Source organism: Nonomuraea sp. NPDC050680 (assembly GCF_040654555.1).
Lineage (GTDB): Bacteria > Actinomycetota > Actinomycetes > Streptosporangiales > Streptosporangiaceae > Nonomuraea.
This window is the reverse complement of the sequence record NZ_JBFAIF010000008.1, coordinates 150,949-172,555: the sequence shown is the minus strand read 5'-3', so window position 1 is coordinate 172,555 and position 21,607 is coordinate 150,949. Positions and strand designations below refer to the sequence as shown.

At 70.1% G+C, this 21,607-nt stretch carries 22 protein-coding genes; 15 read left to right on the top strand and 7 right to left on the bottom strand.

From position 1 onward, the window contains the following. Positions 1–224 precede the first annotated feature (224 nt). Positions 225–911 carry a hypothetical protein gene (locus AB0H88_RS26875; protein ID WP_357648959.1) on the top strand — a complete coding sequence of 229 codons (687 nt, stop codon included), beginning with the start codon at positions 225–227 and terminating at the stop codon, positions 909–911. On the opposite strand, the gene AB0H88_RS26870 is transcribed toward AB0H88_RS26875, so the two are convergent. From AB0H88_RS26870 to AB0H88_RS26860, 3 genes are all read right to left on the bottom strand, one after another. Beyond that, complete coding sequence (locus tag AB0H88_RS26870) at positions 889–1,278, bottom strand: hypothetical protein (protein ID WP_357648957.1); 390 nt, start codon at positions 1,276–1,278, stop codon at positions 889–891. The two genes, AB0H88_RS26875 and AB0H88_RS26870, sit on opposite strands and share 23 nt — an antisense overlap. 83 nt (positions 1,279–1,361) lie before the next feature. Beyond that, complete coding sequence (locus AB0H88_RS26865; protein ID WP_357648955.1) at positions 1,362–4,712, bottom strand: tetratricopeptide repeat protein; 3,351 nt, start codon at positions 4,710–4,712, stop codon at positions 1,362–1,364. A gap of 250 nt (positions 4,713–4,962) precedes the next feature. After that, the gene (locus AB0H88_RS26860; protein WP_357648953.1) at positions 4,963–5,649 is read right to left on the bottom strand and encodes a response regulator transcription factor; all 687 of its coding nucleotides are present in this window, start codon (positions 5,647–5,649) and stop codon (positions 4,963–4,965) included. A 175-nt stretch (positions 5,650–5,824) separates the two neighbouring features. On the opposite strand from AB0H88_RS26860, the gene AB0H88_RS26855 reads away from it, so the two are divergent. The 11 genes from AB0H88_RS26855 (at position 5,825) to AB0H88_RS26805 (ending at position 11,819) form a co-directional block, all read left to right on the top strand. Further along, entirely contained in the window at positions 5,825–6,076 is a 252-nt protein-coding gene (locus AB0H88_RS26855; RefSeq protein ID WP_357648951.1) for a MoaD/ThiS family protein, read from the top strand. 71 nt (positions 6,077–6,147) lie between these two features. Next, entirely contained in the window at positions 6,148–6,813 is a 666-nt protein-coding gene (locus AB0H88_RS26850; protein WP_357648949.1) for a DUF2993 domain-containing protein, read from the top strand. 37 nt (positions 6,814–6,850) lie between these two features. After that, positions 6,851–7,363, top strand: a complete 513-nt coding sequence (locus AB0H88_RS26845) for a sigma-70 family RNA polymerase sigma factor (protein WP_357649335.1) — start codon at positions 6,851–6,853, stop codon at positions 7,361–7,363. Then, on the top strand, positions 7,363–8,166 hold the full coding sequence (locus AB0H88_RS26840) for a zf-HC2 domain-containing protein (RefSeq protein ID WP_357649333.1): 804 nt from the start codon (positions 7,363–7,365) through the stop codon (positions 8,164–8,166). Before AB0H88_RS26845 ends, AB0H88_RS26840 begins: the two co-directional genes overlap by 1 nt. 53 nt (positions 8,167–8,219) lie before the next feature. Continuing rightward, complete coding sequence (locus AB0H88_RS26835) at positions 8,220–8,663, top strand: thioredoxin family protein (protein WP_357648948.1); 444 nt, start codon at positions 8,220–8,222, stop codon at positions 8,661–8,663. Between the two features lie 32 nt (positions 8,664–8,695). Further along, complete coding sequence (locus tag AB0H88_RS26830) at positions 8,696–8,779, top strand: putative leader peptide (protein ID WP_350668905.1); 84 nt, start codon at positions 8,696–8,698, stop codon at positions 8,777–8,779. A gap of 61 nt (positions 8,780–8,840) precedes the next feature. Then, complete coding sequence (locus AB0H88_RS26825) at positions 8,841–9,272, top strand: DUF4395 domain-containing protein (RefSeq protein ID WP_357648946.1); 432 nt, start codon at positions 8,841–8,843, stop codon at positions 9,270–9,272. Further along, a complete protein-coding gene (locus AB0H88_RS26820) occupies positions 9,269–10,108 on the top strand; it encodes a sulfurtransferase (protein ID WP_357648944.1) in 840 nt (279 codons plus the stop codon). Before AB0H88_RS26825 ends, AB0H88_RS26820 begins: the two co-directional genes overlap by 4 nt. Next, positions 10,108–10,428: a DUF1416 domain-containing protein gene (locus AB0H88_RS26815; RefSeq protein WP_357648941.1), complete on the top strand. Its 321-nt coding sequence runs from the start codon at positions 10,108–10,110 to the stop codon at positions 10,426–10,428. Before AB0H88_RS26820 ends, AB0H88_RS26815 begins: the two co-directional genes overlap by 1 nt. A 93-nt stretch (positions 10,429–10,521) precedes the next feature. After that, positions 10,522–11,082, top strand: a complete 561-nt coding sequence (locus AB0H88_RS26810) for an RNA polymerase sigma factor (protein WP_357648939.1) — start codon at positions 10,522–10,524, stop codon at positions 11,080–11,082. Beyond that, positions 11,079–11,819 (top strand): methylated-DNA--[protein]-cysteine S-methyltransferase, encoded by a 741-nt coding sequence (locus tag AB0H88_RS26805; protein WP_357648937.1) that lies wholly within the window; start codon positions 11,079–11,081, stop codon positions 11,817–11,819. Before AB0H88_RS26810 ends, AB0H88_RS26805 begins: the two co-directional genes overlap by 4 nt. Positions 11,820–11,894: 75 nt before the next feature. On the opposite strand, the gene AB0H88_RS26800 is transcribed toward AB0H88_RS26805, so the two are convergent. Beyond that, a complete protein-coding gene (locus AB0H88_RS26800; RefSeq protein WP_357648935.1) occupies positions 11,895–12,449 on the bottom strand; it encodes an XRE family transcriptional regulator in 555 nt (184 codons plus the stop codon). A 151-nt stretch (positions 12,450–12,600) separates the two neighbouring features. Between AB0H88_RS26800 and AB0H88_RS26795 the strand changes: the two genes are divergently transcribed. Continuing rightward, the gene (locus tag AB0H88_RS26795; RefSeq protein WP_357648933.1) at positions 12,601–13,932 is read left to right on the top strand and encodes a hypothetical protein; all 1,332 of its coding nucleotides are present in this window, start codon (positions 12,601–12,603) and stop codon (positions 13,930–13,932) included. A 54-nt stretch (positions 13,933–13,986) separates the two neighbouring features. On the opposite strand, the gene AB0H88_RS26790 is transcribed toward AB0H88_RS26795, so the two are convergent. From AB0H88_RS26790 to AB0H88_RS26780, 3 genes are all read right to left on the bottom strand, one after another. Next, positions 13,987–14,757, bottom strand: a complete 771-nt coding sequence (locus AB0H88_RS26790; protein ID WP_357648931.1) for a hypothetical protein — start codon at positions 14,755–14,757, stop codon at positions 13,987–13,989. A 194-nt stretch (positions 14,758–14,951) separates the two neighbouring features. Beyond that, on the bottom strand, positions 14,952–15,581 hold the full coding sequence (locus AB0H88_RS26785) for a hypothetical protein (RefSeq protein WP_357648929.1): 630 nt from the start codon (positions 15,579–15,581) through the stop codon (positions 14,952–14,954). Next, positions 15,578–16,270 (bottom strand): hypothetical protein, encoded by a 693-nt coding sequence (locus AB0H88_RS26780; RefSeq protein WP_357648927.1) that lies wholly within the window; start codon positions 16,268–16,270, stop codon positions 15,578–15,580. The genes AB0H88_RS26785 and AB0H88_RS26780 overlap by 4 nt, the downstream gene beginning before the upstream one ends. 164 nt (positions 16,271–16,434) lie before the next feature. Here AB0H88_RS26780 and AB0H88_RS26775 point away from each other — a divergent pair, with 164 nt between their 5' ends. Together AB0H88_RS26775 and AB0H88_RS26770 are read left to right on the top strand one after the other, a co-directional pair. Continuing rightward, positions 16,435–18,372, top strand: a complete 1,938-nt coding sequence (locus AB0H88_RS26775) for a hypothetical protein (RefSeq protein ID WP_357648925.1) — start codon at positions 16,435–16,437, stop codon at positions 18,370–18,372. A gap of 70 nt (positions 18,373–18,442) precedes the next feature. Further along, complete coding sequence (locus tag AB0H88_RS26770; protein ID WP_357648923.1) at positions 18,443–21,406, top strand: ATP-binding protein; 2,964 nt, start codon at positions 18,443–18,445, stop codon at positions 21,404–21,406. Positions 21,407–21,607: the final 201 nt, after the last annotated feature.

Below are 21,607 nucleotides of genomic sequence, written 5' to 3'. Positions count from 1 at the left end.
CCTCGGGCCCAAGGAGCCACCCGGGACGCCACTCATCGAGCCTGCCCCAGCAGAATGCGGGACCACAGCCGTGCTGCTACCGAGGCGCGTAGCCATCGGTTTGATGTTCGAGCACACCATCGCAGCGGTAGAAGCGCCGCCGGGACCGAGCCCAGCCACTTCTCACACCATCCGCGTACATCCATGATCACTAGAGATGCCAACGATGCTGGCATACTGCCCGGATGTCCGATTTCGCTGCCTTCTTCGCCGCCGGCCGCGAGGCGCTCCTCTCGGGCCGGGCCATCCACGACCGGCCGATGGTGGAGGGAGCCGCTCGCTGGGGTGCCGCCGCGATCCTGCGGCCCGCCGGTACGGTGCTCGACCGGCTGGCGGAGCTGGCCCAGCAGGCGGGTGCGGTCGCCGGGCCCGGACACTGGGCGCACCGCACGGACTGCCTGCATGTCACGCTGCGTTCCCTGGAGCCCTACCGGTCCGTCATCCCAGCGGACGATCCGCTCCGGCGGGCCTACGCGGACGCTTTGCGGGAGGCGGCTGCGGGGTTGCCGCCGGTCCGGGTGGTGCTGCGGGGAGTGAGCCCCCACGCGGGTGGGGTGCTCGCCTGCGGCCATCCGGCTGACGACACGCTGGTCACCCTCCAGAAGCGGTTCGCGCACGGGCTGGCCGCTCGCGGGGTGCGCGACTTCGAACATGGCCGGTTGCGTGATCGCTGGTACGTCAGCCTCGTCCACTTTGCCGAGCCCGTGTCCGCGATGACGGCCGAGGCGATCGTCGGGTGGTGCGACGAGCGGGCCGACCTGCCGATCGGCCTCGCGGAGCTCACCACGGTCGAGATCGTCCAGGCCGTCTACACGGGGACCGGAGTGCGGCTCGACGCACTGGAGCGGGTTACCTCACCAACAGTGCGGTGACGAACTGCAGCAGGTGCCACGCCACATAAGCGCTGAGCGAGCAGAACGCCCACTCCTTGGCCCGTGCGATATGCGACACCCACCGCAGCACCTCGGCCGGCTCCCGACGCGGCCGAGTCGTGATGGCGAGGAAGCCCGCCGCCACAAGCCAGGCCGCCCCCGACGCGGTCACCAGGCCCAGGGAGATGGCCAGCAGGGGACCCGACCCGGGCATCGGGTCGGTGGGGGAGAGCTGGCGGATCCAGGCGGCGAGCACTCCGGTGAGCACGGAGAGCGTGATCCGCCGGTCCTTGCGTCCTTGTCGCTTGAGCCAGTGCAGGTCCCGCTTGAGCCAGCGCAGGTCACGACGCGGCTGGTTTCTGAGCATCCGGTTCACCTCCGTTGGAGTAGCTGGTCGTACCAGCTAACGGCAGGAACCCGGTCAAGATCTGCGACCTCTGGTCGCAAAATTTACGACATTTGGCGGAGTTCGACGGAGGCTTTCTTGAGTTCGAAGACGTCACCCACCTCCTCCAGGATGCGTACCGCCTCCCTCAGGTTGGCCACGGCTTCCGTACGGTCCCCGAGCCGGTGGGCGATCAGGCCGAGGGCCCGCAGCGCGCAGCCCAGGTCGCGCCGGGTGCCGGAGACGAGGTGCACCTCCCGGGCCTGCGACGCGAACGTCAGCGCCTCCTCGGGCCGGTCCAGGTCCAGCAGGATCATGGCGAGCGTGGTGAGCGCCGCCGCCCAGCGGTCCCGGGTGCCGCTCTCGTTCTGCAGCTCGACCGTCACCCTGGCGTACCCGAGTGCGTCAGCCGTCTTGCCCGCGACGTGCATGGCCTGCGCGATCGACAGCAGCGAGCTGGCCTTGTTGTCGCGCAGTTCCTCCCTGATCGCCAGCGACGCCTTGGCGGCGCGCAGCGCGTCCTGGTGCCGGTCGAGCGAGAGGTAGGTGTAGGCCAGCGTCTCCTGGACGTCCGCCTCGGCCCGGCGGTTGCCCATGCCCTGGACCAGGTCCAGCGCCTCCAGCGCGTGGACGAACCCCACCTGCGGCAACCCCTGGCGGCGCCGTACCCGCGCCAGCCGGTTGAGCATCCTGGCCTCGACGGGCAGGTCGTGGATCTCCCGGCTGATGGCGAGCGCCTGGCTGAGGTAGTCGTCGGCGCGCAGGTAGTCGGCCAGCCGCCAGTGCACCAGCCCGATGTCGCCGAGCGTCTCCGCCCGTCCCTGCTCATGATGGAGCTCCCGCTGTACGGCCAGTGCCTGCTCGTAGTGTTCGAGGGCCTCGTCGTAGCGGGAGCCGTTGCGCGCGATGCGCCCCAGCGCGCACAGGGCCCGGCCGCATCCGTGCTGGTCGCCGGTGGCCGTGTACCCGGCCAGGGCCCGCTCGGCGTCGCGCTGCGCGTCGTGCGGCAGCCGGAGCGAGTCGTAGATCTCGGCCAGGCAGAGCAGCGTCTCGGCCTCGCTGTGCTCGTCGCCCAGGTCGTGGCAGATCGTCAGCGCCTCCAGCCCCTCCGACAGGGCCGCGTTCGGCTCGCCCAGGTGGTGGTGTACGCGGGCCAGGATGATCAGGCTCTGCGCGGTGCCGTGCGGGTCGCCGAGCTGCTCGCGTACCTCCAGCGCCTGCCGGGCGTGGTGCAGCGCGAGCTCGTGCCGCTCCTGGGACAGGTGCAGCCGCGACAGCGAGTGCAGGCAGTCGGCGACCCCGGCCAGGTCGCCGATCTCCTGGTAGAGCTCCAGGGCCTGGCCCGCGCACGTGAGCGCGTCCTCGCTGTTGCCCGCGATGCCGTGTACCTCGGCCAGGTCGTTCAGGGCGCGGGCCCGGCCCTCGCGGTCGCCGAGCGAGGTGAAGTCGGACAGCGCCTCGCCGATGTGGCGGGCGGCCTGCGTGGAGGGGCCGATGTCGCGGTATATCGAGCCGAGATGGCTGCGCATCAGCGCGATCGCCCGCCGGTCGCCGATCCGCGCCGCCGAGTCGAGCCCGATCTGCTGGATCTCCAGGTCGTTCTGGTAGTACCGCAGCCGCCTGAACGGCTCGAACACCGCCTCGGCCAGCCGCCAGGCGGCGTGGTGCGCGCCGGTCTCCTCCGCCAGCCGTACGACCGAGACCAGCGAACGGCGCTCGGCCTCGAACCACGCGCGCGGTGTGGCCGGATCGGTCGCCATGCCCAGGTAGTGGTCGAGCAGCCGGACCCTGGCCTCGCGCACGCCTGCCTCCGCGTGCCTGCCCAGCTCCCTGGCCAGCCGCTTGACCAGATCGTGCACGCGATAGCGCGTCTCGGCCATCGGCTCCACCAGGTACGCCCGGTGCAGCCCCTCGACCGCGATCACCGCCTCGCTGACGGAGCCGCCCAGCGCGGCGGCCAGCACCTCGGGCGTGAAATCGCGGCCGGGCAGGAGCCCGACGTGCCGGAACGCGCGCCGCTGCGGCGGAGACAGCGACTCGTAGGCCAGGTCGAGCGCGGACCGGAAGGCGTCCTCCGGATCACCGGACAGCGGCTGCCGCTGGCCGGGGCCGCGCAGCTCGTGTACGCGCGACTCGACGCTCAGCCCGGGGTCCTCGGCGAGCTTGGCCGCCGAGATGCGCAGCGCGAACGGGTGGTACGAGCAGACCCTGGCCAGCTCGGCCAGCGCGTCGCGGTCGGCGGCCCGTGGCGACTCCTCGCCGAGCACCGCGACCAGCAGCGCGACGGCGTTGCCCGGGTCGAGGACGGACAGGTCCATCAGGTCGGCGTGCCCGGTCGCGCGCAGCGGCGCCATCCTCGTCCTGCTGGTCACCAGCACCACGCAGTCCTTGCTGCCGGGCAGCAGCGCCCGCACCTGGGCCGGATCGGCGGCGTTGTCCAGGATGAGCAGCAGCTTCCGCCCGGCCAGCCGGCTTCGGTACAGCAGCATCAACTCGGCCTCGTCGGCGGCGGGCATGTGCTCGCCGACGCCGAGCGAGCGCAGGATCTGCCCGAGCGCCTCGGCCGGGTTCATGGGTGGCTGGCTGGGGGACTGCCCGCGCAGGTCGATCACGATCTGCCCGTCGGGGAACCGGGCCGCCTGCTGGTGCGCCCAGCGCGTCACGAGCGCCGTCTTCCCCACGCCGGGAAGCCCCTGCACGACCATCGTGTTCGGGCGGCGCGGCCGGTCCAGCCATGAGGTGAGCAGATCGAGGCTCTGCTGCCGCCCGGTGAAGTCGGACACGTCGGCGGGCAGCTGAGCGGGCCGGGGCACCTCCCCGGCGGGCAACGGCTCGGCCGGCGCACCCGGCCGGGTCAGGAACGGTATGACCCGCCCCTCCCAGGGCGCGGACAAGTGCTCCCAGGCTCCGGCGACACCGCGCAACGCCGCCGCGTCGGCGATCCGCAGCCGCCGATAACCGGGCCGGACCAGCCACCCCTGCCGAACCCACCGGGTCAGCTGCCGCTGCACCACATCGTGCGCGCTGCCCACCAGATCGGCCAGCGTCTCCATGGACAGGGGCGGCGCCGACTCGCCGGCGAGCCCGTAGCGCTCGTCCAGGTGCAGCAGCCACACGGCCAGCCGCGCGGCGACGGGCGCCCGGGCCAGCGCCTCATGCCGGCGCGCGGCGACGTCCCTGGCGAACAGTTCCCGCACCAGCGCCATGGCCACAGCCGTATTGGCCGCGGCGTGCTCGCGCAATGTCCGGACGTCGATGGACCAGGCGCGAACCTCGGTCAGCGCGTCGATCCGCACCCGTTCGCCCGGACTCCAGAACGCCAATTCCCCGACGAGATCGCCGCCGGCCCGCAGATCGTGAATGCCGTCGCGCTCGCCGCCCGCTAAATACTCCCGCGCATAGCCATAATCGATCACAAATACCCGGTTGCTCGGCCGAAATGCAGAACAAATGCTCTCGTTACGCCGAAAAATCCGGGGCCGCGCGCCTTCTTCGACCAGCGACCGGAAGATCCCCACCCCGACACCACCCCTCTCGGGACGGCGGTGTCCACGACCGAAACAGCCCACATGACATGACAGCGACACGACGGCCGAGGGCCGTCCTGTCACATCAGTGGAACCCTGGGGGCGTCACATGTCAACATCACATGTCAACTGTGCGGGATCAGACGTGGGCCGGGTCGGTGCGGTCGGGGACGAAGCGGTAGCCCACGTTGCGGACCGTGCCGATCAGCGACTCGTACTCCGTGCCCAGCTTCGCGCGCAGCCGCCGGACGTGCACGTCGACCGTCCGGGTGCCCCCGAAGTAGTCGTAGCCCCACACCTCCTGCAGCAGCTGGGCGCGGGTGAACACGCGGCCAGGATGCTGCGCGAGGTATTTCAGCAGCTCGAACTCCTTGAACGTCAGATCGAGCACCCGCCCCCGCAGTCGCGCCGTATATGTCGCCTCATCAATGGACAGATCGCCACTACGGATCTCGTTCGGAACATCCTCGGCCTGAGTCGTACGGCCGACGGCCATCCGCAGGCGCGCCTCCACCTCGGCCGGTCCCGCGCTGTCGAGCAGCACGTCGTCGACCCCCCACTCGGCGGTCATGGCCGCCAGTCCGCCCTCGGTGACGATCACCAGCAGCGGGCAGTCGATGCCCGTCGTGCGAATCAGCCGGCACAGGCTTTTGGCCTGCACCAACTCCTTTCGGGCATCGACCAGAACGGCGTCGGCGGGCGGGGTGTCGATCAGCGCGGACGCCTCTGCGGGCGAGACGCGGACCGAGTGGAGCAGCAACCCCAGAGCCGGCAGCACCTCGGCCGATGGCTCAAGGGCGTTGGTCAGCAGGAGCAGGTTGCTCATATCGGCCTCCTCAAACACGCAAGGACCCGGGGGCTTCGTCGCCCAGGTCCTGTAGGCGAGGATATCTCACGCGAACGTCACGTCCATTGCGCGTCCACCAGATGAACAGCGCAAACCCTGGAACGCCGATGTTAACGCGGTCGCACAATGGAGTCTGGAAGAATGTGAGGTGGCCATGGCCACGGGAAAGGTACGTTATTGGGCCGCCGCGAAAGAGGCGGCCGGAGTCGCCGAAGAGCCGTTCGACGCGGCCACACTTGGTGAACTCATGACAAAAATCACACAAAATCGTGCCGAACTGGCCCGCGTGGTCAGCCGGTCATCGTTCCTGGTCGACGGCTCACCGGTGGGCAAACGGGCCCACGAGGATGTGGTCCTCGGCGACGGGGCGACGGTCGAGGTGCTGCCGCCCTTCGCCGGGGGGTGATCGAGCGCTCGGCCAGGGAATGAGGCATTCCAGTCGATAAGCTCATGATCCCCCGTGAGACAGGATGTCCGATGCGCAAACTGATCGTTTTCCTGATCGTGCTGGTCGTTCTCCTCGCTGTCGTCGACCGGGTGGCGGTCACCGGAGTGCAGCGCGATCTGGCCAACAGGATCGCCGCCGCGGCCGACCTCAACAGCCAGCCGACGGTGACCATCGAGGGCATCCCCTTTCTCACACAGGCGGTCTCCGGCCGCTATCCGGAGGTACGGTTTGATCTCGGCACTCTCACCTACGGGGGAGTTCCGGTGAAGAACCTGCGGGGCGTCGCCTACGACGTGACCGCCCCGCTGGCCGACGTACTCCAGAACAGAGCCAACGTCCGGGCCGGGCGCCTGACCGTCCACGGCACTCTGACCAGGGCGACGATCGACAAGTACGCACCGCAGGGCGTCAAGATCTCCGGGAACGGCCAGCGGCTCGTCGCGTCGGGTGAGGTGACGGTAGGGGTGAACAAGGTGAAGTTCAACGCGGAGATGCGCGTCCAGGTGGCCGACGGCGGCATCAAGCTCCAGGCGGAGAAGATCGAAGGTGTGCCCGACGCGCTCGCGAAGTTCGTGACCTACACGATCCCGTTCAAGGGGAAGCTCCCGTTCGATGTGAAGGTGACCGGAGTGAGGAGCGTGGCCGACGGGTTGGAGTTCGCTGCCGAAGCGTCTGACGTGCCGCTCCGTGGATGACATCGAACCGGTCGCTCCCGCCGTACGTGATGAGGGTGTGACTGCAGCCGACACCGCCGACGAGGAACTGGTCAGGACCCTCTTCGACGAGCACGCTGGGCCACTCTACGGATACGTGCTGCGACTCACGGGCGATTCGGGACGAGCGGAGGACGTCGTGCAGGAAACGCTGCTGCGGGCTTGGCGGCATCCTGACGCCCTCACCGGCCGCCCGATACGTGCCTGGCTGTTCACCGTCGCCCGTAACCTCGTCGTGGACCAGCACCGCGCCCGCAAGGCGCGCCCGCCGGAGACCGGCGACGAGGCGCTCGCCGTACTGCCTGCCGACGACGAGCTGGAGCGGGCGGTCGAGTCATGGGCCGTCGCCGAGGCGCTGGCCGCGCTGCGGCCCGAGCACCGTGAGGTGCTGCTGGAGGTCTACTACCGGGGGAGATCGGTGAAGGAGGCGTCGGCCACGCTGGGCATCCCGCCGGGCACGGTCAAGTCACGCACCTACTACGCGCTGCGCGCGCTCCGGCTCGCGCTCGAGGAGCGAGGGCTGGCGCCGTGATGACGTGTGAGGAGGTAAGGCTGGCACTGGGCGCGCACGCGCTCGGAGCGCTGGAGCCCGACGAGGCGATGGAGATCGACACCCACCTGGCGACCTGCGAGGTGTGCGGTGCCGAGCTGCTCGACCTGGAGGGTGTCGCGTCCTTCCTCGGCAAGGTGTCGGAGCGCGACGTCGAGCTGGTGTCCAGCCCCCCGCGTCAGGTGCTCGACCGGCTGCTGAACGCCCGTGCCCGGCGCCACCGGAGGGGACGCGCGCTGCTGACCGTGGCCGCCTCGGTCGCGGTGATGGCGGTCGGCGTCACGGTGTGGATGGGCTCCCAGCAGCCGACCTCCATGCAGTCCGCCGCCAAGCCCGCCGCCACCTCCGGGGCGGTCGAGTCCCATGCGGAAGCGCCGTACGCCGCGACGGACAGCGCGCCGAATGACGCGCGGCTCAAGAAGTCCGAGGCGCGGCCGACTCCGAGGCCATCGGCGAGTCAGACGGCGCCCGGCCGCGAGTTCCCCGGCGAGAACGCGGCCAAGGGCTATCAGGCGAGCGTGGCGGCCTTCCCCGGCGGCGACGTGACGAAATTGTCGGTGCGGGTCAGTGGCCTGCCGCTCGGTACGACGTGCCGGCTGGTGGTGTTCGCCAAGAACGGCGCGTCGGACTCCACCATGAGCTGGAAGGTCAGCCGGGAGACCTACGAGAACAAGGCCGTCTTCCCGCGTCAGACCCGCATCCCGATGAACGACATCGCCAGGTTCGAGGTCGTTGACGCGGGCGGCAAGGTGCTCGTCAAGATCCCGGTCCCGAAGGGGAGGTAAGTTTCCGGTCCCGAAGCGGAAGTAAAGCGTCCCCTCCGGGGTTGGACCAGGAGATGACAGGACTGTGGGTGGCGCTGGCGACGCTGGCGCTCGGCTCGGTGATCGGGGTGGTACGACTGCGCCGCGACGGCAGGGTGCGCGACACGGCTCAGGCGGACGACCGCCTGGTCACCGCCGACCTGGGTGCCGACCTGGGGGAGCGGGCGACGCTCGTGCAGTTCTCGACCGCCTTCTGCCAGCCGTGCCGGGCGACCCGGCGGGTGCTGGCCGACGTCAGTGGGCTCGTGCCTGGTGTGGCGCATGTCGAGATCGACGCCGAGTCGCGTCTTGATCTCGTCCGGCGGCTCGACATCATGCGCACGCCGACGGTCCTGATCCTCGACAGCGCCGGAAATATCGTGAAAAAGGCGTCTGGCCAGCCACGCAAAGCGGACGTCCTCGCCGCCTTGGCGGGCGCAGTATCCCATGTTTCGTCTCAGAACGCGGACGAGATGTGACAGATGCCGAGACGGCGAGTAGTGTCCTAGCCATGAACCCATCGACAGAGCTGCTGACGAAGCGGCGCGCGGTTGATTTTTGCCGCGTAGCCACCGCGCTCTGTCGCGCTGCCTGAGGACGGTCTCGCGCGGACTTCCGATCCGCCCCAATCCGACCCCCTTCAGGAGCATCCTTCGATGCGTGCCGACCCTAGAGCGTTGCGTTTCAGCGCGGCCATCACGACTGCCATCCTCGCCCTCGTCCTGGTGACGGGGAGCGCCTGGCCGTCGGCCGCCCAAGTGCTGCTGGCCGCCCAGGCGCTGGTGTTCGCACTCGGCGTGGCAGGTCGTTCGCCTTACGTGCTGCTCTTCAAGGCGCTCGTCAAGAGCGCTCCGAAGGAGACGGAGGACGCCCGCCCACCCCGCTTCGCGCAGGGTGTCGGGCTCGGCTTCGCGGTCGTGGGTCTGGTCGGATATCTCGCCGGGATCACGCCGCTCGCCCTCGTGGCCACGGCCGCGGCACTCCTCGCCGCCTTCCTCAACGCAGCCTTCGGATTCTGCCTCGGCTGCGAAACGTACCTGCTGATTCGCCGACTACTGCCCGCCGCCAAATTGGAGGTTCCCCAATGAGCCGCTCCGCCGTCCTGGTGGATGCCGAATGGGTCGAGGCCAACCTCGACACCCCCGGCGTCGTTCTCGTCGAGGTTGACGAAGACGCCAGCGCCTATGACAAGGGCCACATCCGTGGCGCCGTGAAGGTCGATTGGCAGAAGGACCTTCAGGACCCGGTCCGCCGTGACTTCGTGGACAAGACCGGCTTCGAGACACTGCTGTCCGAGCGCGGCATCTCCAACGACGACACCATCGTGCTCTATGGCGGAAACAACAACTGGTTCGCCGCCTACGCCTACTGGTACTTCAAGCTCTACGGCCACGACAACGTCAAGCTGCTCGACGGCGGACGTAAGAAGTGGGAGCTCGACTCGCGCGAGCTGGTCAAGGACGTGCCGCAGCGCGCCAAGACCTCCTACGTGGCCCAGGAGCAGGACACCGCCATCCGCGCCTTCCGTGACGACGTGGTCGCCGCGATCGGCAAGCTCAACCTGGTCGACGTCCGCTCTCCCGACGAGTTCACCGGCAAGCTGCTCGCCCCGGCCCACCTGCCGCAGGAGCAGGCGCAGCGCGCGGGCCACGTGCCCACCGCTCGCAGCATCCCGTGGTCCAAGGCGGCCAACGACGACGGCACGTTCAAGACCGACGAAGACCTGCGCACGCTCTACGGCGAGGCGGGGGTCAACTTCGACAAGGACACGATCGCCTACTGCCGTATCGGCGAGCGTTCCGCGCACACCTGGTTCGTCCTGCACGAGCTGCTCGACCAGGCGAACGTGAAGAACTACGACGGTTCGTGGACCGAATACGGCTCGCTCGTGGGCGTGCCGATCGAGTTGGGGGAGGCCCGCTGATGACCACCACTCAGACCGCTCAGACCGCACCGGGTTGCGGAGCTCCGGAGCAGACCATCGCGCTGCCCGCGGGGATCGACCTGTCCACCCAGTCCGTGATCCAGGGCGTCGTGACGGGCGCCGGCACCGCCTACGCGCGGCTGCTCGACCACTCCGGCGAGTTCACCGGCGAGGTCGTCGTGTCCGAGGAGGGCGTGTTCCGCTTCTTCGCCGCACCTGGCGACTGGACGGTACGCATCATCGCCGGCGGCGGCGTCACGCGTGACGTCCAGGTCGAGGCGAAGCTGGGCGAAGTGGCCCAGCTGGCCGTCGCCGTCTGACCCGGAAACATCTAGAGGAAGGCTCGCGTCCGATCTCGGGCGCGGGCCTTCTTCTTCTGCAACCGAATCCGGCCCGATGGTGTTGTACCTGGTGTGAGTGACATCGATTGCCTCGACCCGGTGCGAAAGGCGCTGCTCGACGACCTCGACGGAGGGTTCGCCGAGCTGTTCGGCGCCTATCGCGGCGTGGTCTTCTCGACCGCGCTGCGGCTGAGCGGGCGGTGGGCCGATGCCGAGGACCTCACCGCTGAGACGTTCCTGCGTGCCTACCGTGCCGTCGCCGGCTACGAGCGAGAACGGATCGCCGCCCTGCAACCACGGGCCTGGCTCCTGACGATCCTGCTGAACATCTGGCGCAACTGCGCCCGTACCAAGTCCCGGAAGCCTCCCCCCGATCTACGCGAGGAGCCGGTCGATACCGTTGATCCACGCGAGAGCGTGGAGGACGCGGCGGTGCGGCACGAGACCGGTGACAAACTCGCCGAAATGCTCGGCATGCTGCCGGAGGATCAGCGGGTGGCCGTTGTTCTCCGGCACGTCGTCGATCTGCCGGTCAATGAGATCGCCACGGTTCTCAGGATTCCGCAGGGCACGGTCAAGTCGCATGTGTCGCGGGGACTGCGGCGACTGCGCACACTTGGAGGTGTCGGATGACCCAGGACCCGCTGCTCGCCGGACTCGCGGCACTGGCCACGGACGCGCCCGACGGGCTGCTCGAGCGGATCGCCGCGCGCTGGGTGACGGCGCCGAGCCCGCTCGGGGAGCTGTCCGTCGCGTTCACCGGTCAGGGTGTCGCCTACGTTCATCGGGGCGACGGCTTCGCCGCCGCCTTCAGGGCGCGTGCCGGACGTCCGCTGCTGCCCGCCGAGAGGCCGCCCGCCGGGCTGTTGCCCGCACTGCGTACCGGCCGCTCCTCGGGGGTCGCGCTCGACCTGCGGGGGCTGAGCGACTTCCAGCGCGACGTCCTGCTGGCCGCCCGGACGATCCCCAGGGGCGAGGTACGGCCCTACGCCTGGATCGCGGCTCAGGTCGGCCGGCCCAAGGCGGTACGCGCGGTGGGCGCGGCGCTGGGCGCGAACCCGGTGCCGCTGCTCGTCCCGTGCCACCGGGTGACCAGGTCCGACGGGGTGGCGGGCGACTACGTGTTCGGGGCGGCGGCCAAGGAGACGCTGCTGGTGGCCGAGGGCGTGGATCTGGACGCGGTGCGGCGGCTGGCGCGGGCGCGGGTGTTCTACCTGGCCAGCGACACCACCGGTGTGGTGTGCTTCCCGACCTGCCACAACGCCCGGCGCATCACCGCCGCGCACCGGCACGGCTTCCGCAGCCTCGCCCAGGCCCAGGAGGCCGGTTACCGGCCCTGCCGCACCTGCAGGCCCGCCCTGGCCGCCTGAGCACCCGTCAGGGACGGGTGTTCGGTCAGGCGTCCGGCCGGGTACAGGTGTCCGTCCGTCAGGGCCGGGTGTCCGTCAGGGACGGGTGTTCGTCGGGTAGCGCATCAGCAGTGAGGCTCTGACCTCGTCCGGGGCCACCGCGCGGTAGCCGTGCGGGACGTCCGAGCGCCACGAGATGTGGTGGCCGGGGCCCGCCGTCAGCGGCGCGTCCATCGGCCCCGCGATCAGTGTGCCGGCGTAGACCGTGAGGTGCTCGGTCACCCCTTCCAGATGCGCGGCGGAGGTCTGGGTGATGCCGGGCGGAATGCGCAGCCGATAGAGCTCATAGGTCACCCCCTCGTCCTCGAACACCTCCAGCAGCGCGGCCTCGATCGCCGTGCCGTGCACGACCTGCGGCGATGGCGGTGTGTCGAGTATCGCGCCGATCGGCACGCCGAGCTGCGCGGTGATGGCCCAGAGCATCTCCGCCGTCGGCTTGGCCAGGCCGGTCTCTACCTCAAGCAGCGTTGTCCTGTCGATGTCGGCGCGCTTGGCCAGTTCGGACAGCGAGACGCCTGCCGCCTGGCGCAGCAGTCGTACTCGTTGCCCGACGATGACCGGATCTGTGTCCAGCGCGGGCCGTGCCTCCATGTCGCTATGTTCCCCCACATCTCGCCGGATTGCGCCGGGCGCTCCGGCCTGTTATGGCTATCTCGCGGTGATCCTTTTGGGTTCGCCATGAATGCCGGCGATCATCACGCCTGGTAGTCGCATGTCTCGACATGTCGGTAGGATCCCGTGGGTGTCCGCGATGTCAGGAGTGATGGCCCCGTCCCGGCCCGTGCCCGCACCGGGACCGATGCCGTCCCCGTTCTCGCTGCCCTTGCACGCGCTACGCATCGCCGGGAAGTGCGCGCTACCGCTGATCGCCTGGTTCTCGGCCGGTCAGGCGGTGCGCTTCGGGCTGCTCTACCTCGGTACGGAGATCTCTCACGGAGACGCCCGGCAGCTCCGCCTGGTCGCGACCATCGCGGTGCTGACGCTCATCGTCATGGCGTCGATGACGATCACCGCGGGCATGCTGTGGTCGGTACGCGGCGCGCTCTGGGAGATCCGCGCCCGCCGGGCGACGGGCGAGGAGGACGAGCGCTACTGGGTCTCCATGAACCGGGTCGCCCCCGCCTTCGCGGTCATCTACCTGACGTGGGGGTTCCATGTCGAGGACGCCCGGGACTTCGTACAGACGGACTACGTGCACAACATCGACGACTTCTTGAGCGACAGCTTCCTCGGCAGGAGCAGCACGGTCGGGCGGGGACTCATCGACCTCGACTGGCGGATCTCGTTCGGCCTGATGGCCGTGGCGTTCCTGCTGCGCGCGCTGTTCAGCAAGATGGTGGAGCGGGGCGACGGGAAGGTCTCGGGCCTGGGCACCGCCCTGTCCGAGTTCGCCTTCGTGTTCTTCGGCCTGAACGCCACCTTCGTGCTGGCCAACGTGCGCTCCGACTGGGTCTCGCACCGCCTCGCCGTGTCCACCTCGGGTGAGCTCGTGACCCAGGCCGAGCGGAGCATTCCCGGCTGGGAGGCGTTCTGGGGAGCGGTCGGTGAAATCTGGCCGTACATCGTGGACGGTGTCTTCATCCCGCTCACGTGGCTGACGGTGGCGGTGCTCGTCTTCGGCACGTACGCGGACGACGCCCGTACCATGCTCCGCGACACGCGCTTCGAGAAGGGCATCGACAAGCTCTACTCGACCCACTCGATCACTCAGAAGTCGGTCGAGCGGATCACCGGCGGCTTCCAGGAGCGCTGGGTCCCGCTGGCCAACTCCTTCAGGCAGACGCTGACGGGCGGCGTGGCGCTGTTCGGGATGATGTGCCTGTGCTACGTGTCGCTGCACGTCGGCGCGGAGTACGCCATGCGCGGTGTGCGGACGCTGATCGGGTCGAAGGTGGAGTGGCTCTGGATGCTCGTCGGCGCTCCCGTCGACTTCGTCAAGAACCTGCTCGTCACGGTCCTGACCATGGCCCTGCTGGCCGCCGCGTTCGACATCGCGGCCACGCGGGGCCGCCGGATGGCCCCGGCGCCCGAAGCGCCCGCCGTACGAGGTGGCCGGATGGACGTCAACGCCTGACGCCCCGCACGCCCTGACGAGCCGCACCCGGCCGGTCGGTCGGTGGGAGGAGCGTCAGCGCTTGAAGCGCAGCACGTCCAGGTCCGGTTCCGTCTTCGCGGTCATGAGCTGGTTCGTGGGGACATCCGAGCGGTAGTTGCTCGGCGTGAGCAGCAGCTCGACCTCGGCCGCCTGCGCGGCCGGCACCCGGGCGTAGGCCGTCATCTGGTACGGCTCGCCGACCTCCATCTTCTCGGCCGGTGTCGTGTCATCGCCGACCAGGGCCACCCAGGTACGGCCCTGTCGATCCGTCACGAACAGTTCCTTGGGCTTGGCCGTCTTGAACTGTCCGTCCGCGTCGACGGCCGACCGGCTGATGTCGATCTTGACGTAGGCCGATCCCGGCTGGGGCTTGCTGCCGGGGATCTGCGGCACGGTCTCCATCGTGGACTTCCAGCTGACGTGCTTGACCGTGACGGACTGCCCCGCCTGTACGACCTGCTCCTGCTTCGCCGGAATCTGCCCTGACCTGACCAGATAGACGTGATAGCGGTCGTAGGTCATCGCCCCGAGCGCCACGACCAGCGCGGCCACGGCCCCGAGCGCGGCCAGCACGGGCCGCCGTCTGCGCGGCGGCGGAGTCACGGCTACCGGAACCTCGGCGACGACAGGAAGCTCGGCGGCTACCGGCACCTCGGCGGTGACCGGTCCCGCGAAAGGGGCCGGTTCCAGGGGAGAGGGCGGTTGCACGGCAGGGGGCGGGACGGCGGGGAGGGGCGGGACGGACGGCCGGGGAAGCGGCCCGGCGCTGGGGATGGCCGGGATCGGCTGGGTGGAGGTGTCCACCGAGGGTTCCGTCCGCTTGGGCGGCCACACCTGCTGATCGGGAGGGATGACCCGCGTCGCGGTCGGACGTCGCCGCCGCGGCCTCGGCCTCTGAGATCGAGGTTGCGGCTGAGGCGGAGGCGGCGCCTGGGGCTGGGGCTGGTCCGCGTTCTGGCCGGCCGGAGGGGAGAACCAGCCGCGGTCGTCTGTGCTCATCAGCTCTTCTTCAGGATGTAGACGTCGCTGGGCGCGGACTTGAGCTGGGCCGCTGCCGGACCGTCGATGCCCAGATCGACCTCGGCCTCCGGCTCGAACGGCTCGACCAGTGCCGATCCGGGCAGCTTGAACACCACCCGCGCGCCTTCGAGCGCCGAAGCGGGGATCTCGAAGACGAAGTTGCCGCTGACCCAGAAGCCCGGCTGTACCCAGGGGTTGGCCAGCGTCTCGGACGGCTCGATCTTGTCCGTGGCGTCGTAGCTGACGCCGTCCGGGGTCAGCAGCGCGGGGGTGCCCAGGCGCATGGGCTTGGTGGCGGAGGTCGCGGACGCCTGGACGATCAGGAAGAGCTGCTCGGTCTCCACCTTCCCGCTCGCGCCCTGCACGGCCCGCGCCACGGCGACCGAGTTGACACGGACCGCGAACCTGCCCGCGTTCACCTCCTGGCCCTTCGCGCCGACGGTGGTGATGGGCGCGTCCATCTCGTTCGGAGTCAGGTTGCGCGTCTGGAGGCCGACGGCGCCGGCCAGCAGCACCAGGCCGACGAGGGCGCCGAGCACGCGCGAGCCACCCTGGCGGCGAGCGCGGGAGCGGCGGCCGGGCGGGCGGCGGGACGCGGTGGCGGTCATGTCGCCTCCGCGCCGTGCACGGGGAGCGTCACCTGGGCCTGGACGACGGGGAGCCGTCCGCTGCCGGGCTCTTCTGAGCCGGACTTTTCCGAGTCGGACTCTTCCGAGATCAGGTTCCAGTGGAAGGACGGGTCGTTGAAGCCCGGCTCGTAGGCGAAGCCCGCCACGTCCAGCGTCACCTTCTGCGGCGGCTTGGCCGCGCCGTCCAGGTCGTAGCGGAGGATGACCGTGGTCGGGACGCCCGGCTGAAGCTGGCCGCTCTGCGCGTTCTTCGACAGGCTGTAGACCGACGGCACACCCTTCGCCTGGACCTGTGGGGTCACCTTGACCAGCGATCCGGCGAAGCTCGTCGCCGAGACCGCGCGCTCCGGCTTGTCCGGCGGAAGGCCGACCATGGCCGTGGTCTTGCCCTGGTTCGTCACCTTGAAGGTCAACTCCACGAAGCGCTTGTCGGTTTCCCAGTCGGTCTTGGCCTTCTGCGTGGCCAGCTTGGCCGTCACGAACTGCGTACTGAACTGCCCTTGGTCGAGCACCGCCCCTTCCCCGTATTGAGGCGGCGCCGGATCGGGAACCTCGGCGAAACCGCCGAGCAGGGCGGTGATGCCGAGAGCGGTGACTGCCACCAGGGCCACTGCGGGCACCACTACCGGGCGTTTGGGCTTGTTGCTGCCGCCGGAGGGTTCCGTCATGGGTAAGGATGGTAATAGGTCACGCTTGCCCCATCTGCCGCTAGCCTCCCATCTGGCTGGTCTAATTGCCGAGAACCCTGCCGCAGCAGGGGGTCTAGCTCATACGCTGTCACGGAGCGGAGGGTCAGCCCCCAACTAACGACATATCGCGGCCGGAGGGTCACGTGGCGGACGTGCATCCCGAGCATGCGCAGCTCCAGGCGGACCGCATCTACCTGGGCTGGCAGTACATCCTGCTGCACCCCGATCCCGGACCGCCGCCCAAGCGCCCCTCGCCCGGCGAAGAGGAGGCCCCCTCCGAGGCGGCCGACCAGGAGCTGCTGCGCCGCGAACGCTTCCAGGAAGACCTGCTCAACCGGCCCGTGCGGGTGTTCAGGGTGTTCATGGTCATCCTCACCGTGCTCATACTCGGGCTGGCCGTCGCCGGTTACCTGCAGTGGTCGTTCGCGCTGCTGGGTCTGGGCGCGGCCGGCGGCGTGGCGATCATCTGCAGCTACGCGCTCATACAGGGTGACCGCGCGGTCCGCTACCGGGTGAGCGAGCAGCAGGCCCGTGATGACCGGCAGCGACGGGAACGTGACAAAGAGCTGTTCCGCGCGCAGGAGGAGCACGCCCAGCGCTACCGCGAGTGGCAGGAGGTCAAGGAACGCCACGACCGCCAGCTCACCTGGTACGCGGTGGCCGTCCCCGACGAGATCGACCGCATCGACGTGGCGGGCGGCACGCTGCCCGGCTGGTCGGCGTTGATCACCCTGCTCGGCGCCACCCGTCTCTACAGCGGCGGCCACCTCACCGTGCTCGACCTGTCCGAGGGCGCGATCGCCAAGGACCTGATCGAGCTGGCCCGCCGGGGCGGCGACGACCCGCTGGTCTGGGTGCTGCCGACGGACCTGCCCCGGCTGGACCTGGGCGCGACGCTGAAGCCCGAGGCGTTCGCCGACGTGCTCGCCCACGTGGTCAGTGTGAGCGAGGAGCACCGCACCACGCGCGACCTCAGCTTCGACAACGCGATCCTGGAGCGGGTGCTGGAGGTGCTCGGCGAGAACGCCACGATCAACCAGGTCACGGCCGCGTTGCGGGCCCTCGCCCAGGTCGGCGACCCGCGTGACGACCTGAGGTTCGGGCTGATCACGGCGGCGCAGCTCGAACGGATCGGCACGCTGTTCGGGCGGGGCGTCAGCGACCGCGTGGTGATCGAGCGGGCCTGGGCGCTGGAGTCCCAGCTGCGCAAGCTGGAGACGCTCGGCACGGAGGCCGTACGGCTGCCGCCCGCCAGGTTGCGGGTGGTGAGCATGGACCGCCAGGCCGGGGTGTTCGGCAACCGGGTGCTCGGCACCTACGTAGCCACCGCGCTCACGCACATCCTGCGCCAGTCGCCCGCCGCCGACCGGCCCTGGTATCACACGATCATCGTGGCGGGGGCCGACAAGCTTCGTGGCGACGTGCTGGACCGGCTCATGGACGCCTGTGAGACGTCCAGGACCGGCCTGGTGCTGACGTACCGGAGTCTGACCCCGACCGTGCGGGAGCGGCTCGGCAGGGGCCACGCGGCGGTGGCGTTCATGCGTCTCGGCAACGCCGAGGACGCCCGGGTGGCCAGCGAGCACGTCGGCACCGAGCACCGGCTGGAGCTGGCCCAGCTCACGGAGACGATCAGCGACTCGATCCCCCGCCTCGACGGCGGCTACACCTCCACGATCTCCCAGGTCGAGGACGCGACGGAGGAGCGTGACGACAACCGTACGGACCTCGCGGAGGACCTCGTGGAGTCGACGGAGTGGGGCAGGACGGCCGACAAGATCGCCGAGAAGGAGCGGGTGCTGCAGCGCTCGCGCGAGTTCCTCGTCGAGCCGCACCAGCTCCAGCAGTTGCCCACGACGTCCGTGATCGTCACCGACGCGACCCCGGAGGGCCGCCGGGTCCGGCTGGCCGACGCGAACCCGGCCATCCTCACATTTCCCAAGACCACGCTCGGCGAGCTGGACGACGTCCGCGAGGCCGTACTCGCGATCGACGGCAAGGGCGCGGACGGCGACGGAGAGCCGCCTCCGAACCTCGGCCCGCCGCCGCCACGCCTGGACTGGCGCAAGGACAGGCAATGACATGGTCAATGTCAACGTGGCGCGCTGACGGTAGGCGGATTTTACTAGCAACCGTCTGTGGGGGAATGAAATGCAGTCGAGTGTCTCGCTGAGCGGGCCCTGGTACCGAATCCAGTCGATCGCGGCACCCTCGCGAAGCTCGTCGGCGGAGTGGGACTTCGTCACCGTGCTGCCCGCCGTGCTGTCCGCCGCCCAACGTGACCGGCCGTTCGTCATCGGGTGGCTCTCCCGCGGCTCCGGCGCGCCGCTTGAGCTCATCACCAACGCCGGGCCGCTGTCGCCACCGCGCCAGCCGCGCCGGGCTCCCGACGCGCCGGGGGCGCCGGCCGGGCCGCAGCCGCTGCTGTTCCCCGGTGGGGCGCGCGGGGTGCAGCTCGACGAGGAGTACCTGGCCGACCTCGCCGACCTGGTGTGGACGCCGTGCCCGGGACGGCAGGCGCCGCCGCTGGGCGGCCGGCGCGAGTTCGGCGGGCTCGAACCCGACGAGCTGAAGCGGCCGACGCTGTTCGAGGCGACGCTGGTCACGCTCATGTCGAGGCCGTTCGCGTGGCTGGTGGTGGCCGAGCCGACCGACCTGCTCGACGCCGAGGTCGCGCACCTGCGTACCCAGCTCAACGTGCTCAGGCAGTACGGCGACGCCTCCGAGCGCAGCAGGTTCGATGCCGAGCGGGCCGAACGCCGCATGCAGGAGCTCGACGCCTTCCGCGAGGCCGGGCTCTGGAACGTCCGCGTGCTCGCCGGCGGCGCCACGGCCGAGGAGCTCCGGCAGATCGCGCCGGTCCTGGTCGGCTCCGTCGAGATGAGCCACCACCCCTACCGGCTGCGCAGCGCTCAGGGCGCCGTCTACGGCCTGTCGGAGGCGCTCGGCCTGACGATGCAGGACCCGGCCGACGGCGCCGCCGCGCCCTTCGCCGCGACCGCCGGGGCCCTCGCGGCGCTGGCCGGACTGCCCAGGCGCGAGGTGCCTGGCGTACGGGTGCTCGACTCCGGGTTCTTCGACGTGACCTCCGAGGCCGAGGAGGGCGAGCTGGACCTGGGGGAGATCCTCGACGGGCAGGACCGGTGCGTCGGCTCGTTCCGGGTTCCGCTGAGCACGCTCAACCGGCACGCCTTCGTCACCGGGGCCACCGGCTCGGGCAAGTCGCAGACGGTCAGGCACCTGCTGGAGCAGCTCAGCAGGGCGGGGATCCCCTGGCTGGCGATCGAGCCGGCCAAGTCCGAGTACGCCGCCATGGCCGGCCGCATCGAGCCCGGCACGGTCACTGTGATCAACCCGTCGGCCCCCGCGGGCGTGCCGTTCAGCATCAACCCGCTGGAACCCGAGCCCGGCTACCCCGTCCAGGCCCACATCGACATGGTCAGGGCGCTGTTCATGGCGGCGTTCGACGCCGAGGAGCCGTTCCCGCAGATCATGTCGCTGGCCCTGCAGCGCGTCTACGAGGCCACCGGCTGGGACGTGGTCACCGGCGGCGCCGTACCGGGCTCCAAGGTGCCGCCCAGCGTGCCGACCCTCGAACTGCTCCAGCAGCACGCCATGGACGTGATCCGGGAGATCGGCTACGGCCGCGAGGTCCAGGCCGACGTGGAGGGCTTCATCTCGCTGAGGCTGCGCTCGCTCCGCGTCGGCTCGGCCGGCCGCTTCTTCGAGGGCGGCCACCCGGCCGACATCGGCGGCCTGCTGGAACGCAACGTGGTGCTGGCGATCGAGGACGTGGCCAACGACGAGGACAAGGCGTTCCTGATGGGCACGCTGATCATCCGCATCGTCGAGCACCTGCGGATGCGGGCCCGGCAGGAGAAGTCCACCGGCCTGCGCCACGTCATCGTCATCGAGGAGGCCCACCGGCTGCTGCGTGACCGCGGCACCGGCCGCGCCTCCACCCACGCGGTCGAACTGCTGGCCGGCCTGCTCGCCGAGATCCGGGCCTACGGCGAGGGCATCGTGGTGGCCGAGCAGATCCCCACCAAGCTCGTCACGGACGTGGTCAAGAACACCGCCCTGAAGGTCGTCCACCGGCTCCCCGCCGAGGACGACCGGCAACTCGTCGGTGGGGCCATGAACCTCAGCGAGGAACAGTCCCGCCACGTCGTCTCCCTGCAACCGGGCTCCGCCGCGGTGTTCGCCGACGGGATGGACCGCCCGCTGCGCGTCCGGGTGCCCCTCGGCGAGTCCCGCGAGAAGCTGATGGCCAGCCCCGCCCCGCCGATCCGGGGCCGAAGATCGGCGGCCTGCGGCAGCCAGTGCCGCACCGGCCAGGCGTGCACCCTGGTCGAACTGCGCGAGGCAGACGTCCTCGCCGACGCGCCCGACTGGGCCTGGCTGCGCATCTGGTGCGACACGGTCGTCCTGGCCTTCGTGAGCAACCGGCCTCTGCCCGGCGTACCTCGCGCACTGACGGCCGCCTGGTCCGAGCTGCCGGCCAGACGCCGGGAGTGCCTGCTGGCCACCCTGATCGAACGCTCGGTGCAGCGCCGGGCCTGGTCGCTGCGCAGCTGGTTCGACCCGGCCCTGCTCACCGAGAAGGCCGCCGAGACGGCAACCCGGCTCCTGGCCGCCGTGGACAGCGGCGGCGAGCGCCCCGGCGCCTCATGGGTCATCCCGCAGGTGCGCTGGCTGCACGAGGTCGACAGACTCTTCCCGTACGGCCAGCCGGCCCCGAACCTCCGCAGCCCGGCACCGCCGATGGAGTACGCCCTGTTCCGCAACGCGCCCAACGGCAGCTCGGCCGAACTCCTGCAATCGGAACTGCTCGGCCACCGCGCCAAGGCACTGCGACACCACCCGCTGTCGATGGAGATCGACCACAACAGGGCGCTGGCCTGGCGGGTCATCTTGGGCGACGACGAGAGCGAGGGCGTCCAGCGCGACATCAGCACGGTCGCGATCGGCGTCGACCCGTCATCGCGGTTGCGGCACGTGGGGCAGACGATGGGGGCGGGGTGGTTGGAAGGCGTACTGTCTTGGCCACGGCGGTTCGTGCTGCCGTTCGACCGGGACGGCGCCCCGGAGCTCTCTTTCGCCGAGCCGGGCTGAGCTTTACAAAGGGCTCGCAGTCGGCGCTTCGCGCATTGGAAGCTCGGCGTTCTTCCTTTGGCGCTGGTCGCGCACTGCATGGGCTCGCCGATCAGGCGCTTCGCGCCGATGGGGCTTCGGCGTGCTCCCCGGGGCCTCCGGCCCCTCCTATGCGAGGGCAAGCCCTCGCGCTCCCACGCTCCGCCACGGCCAGACCAAGGG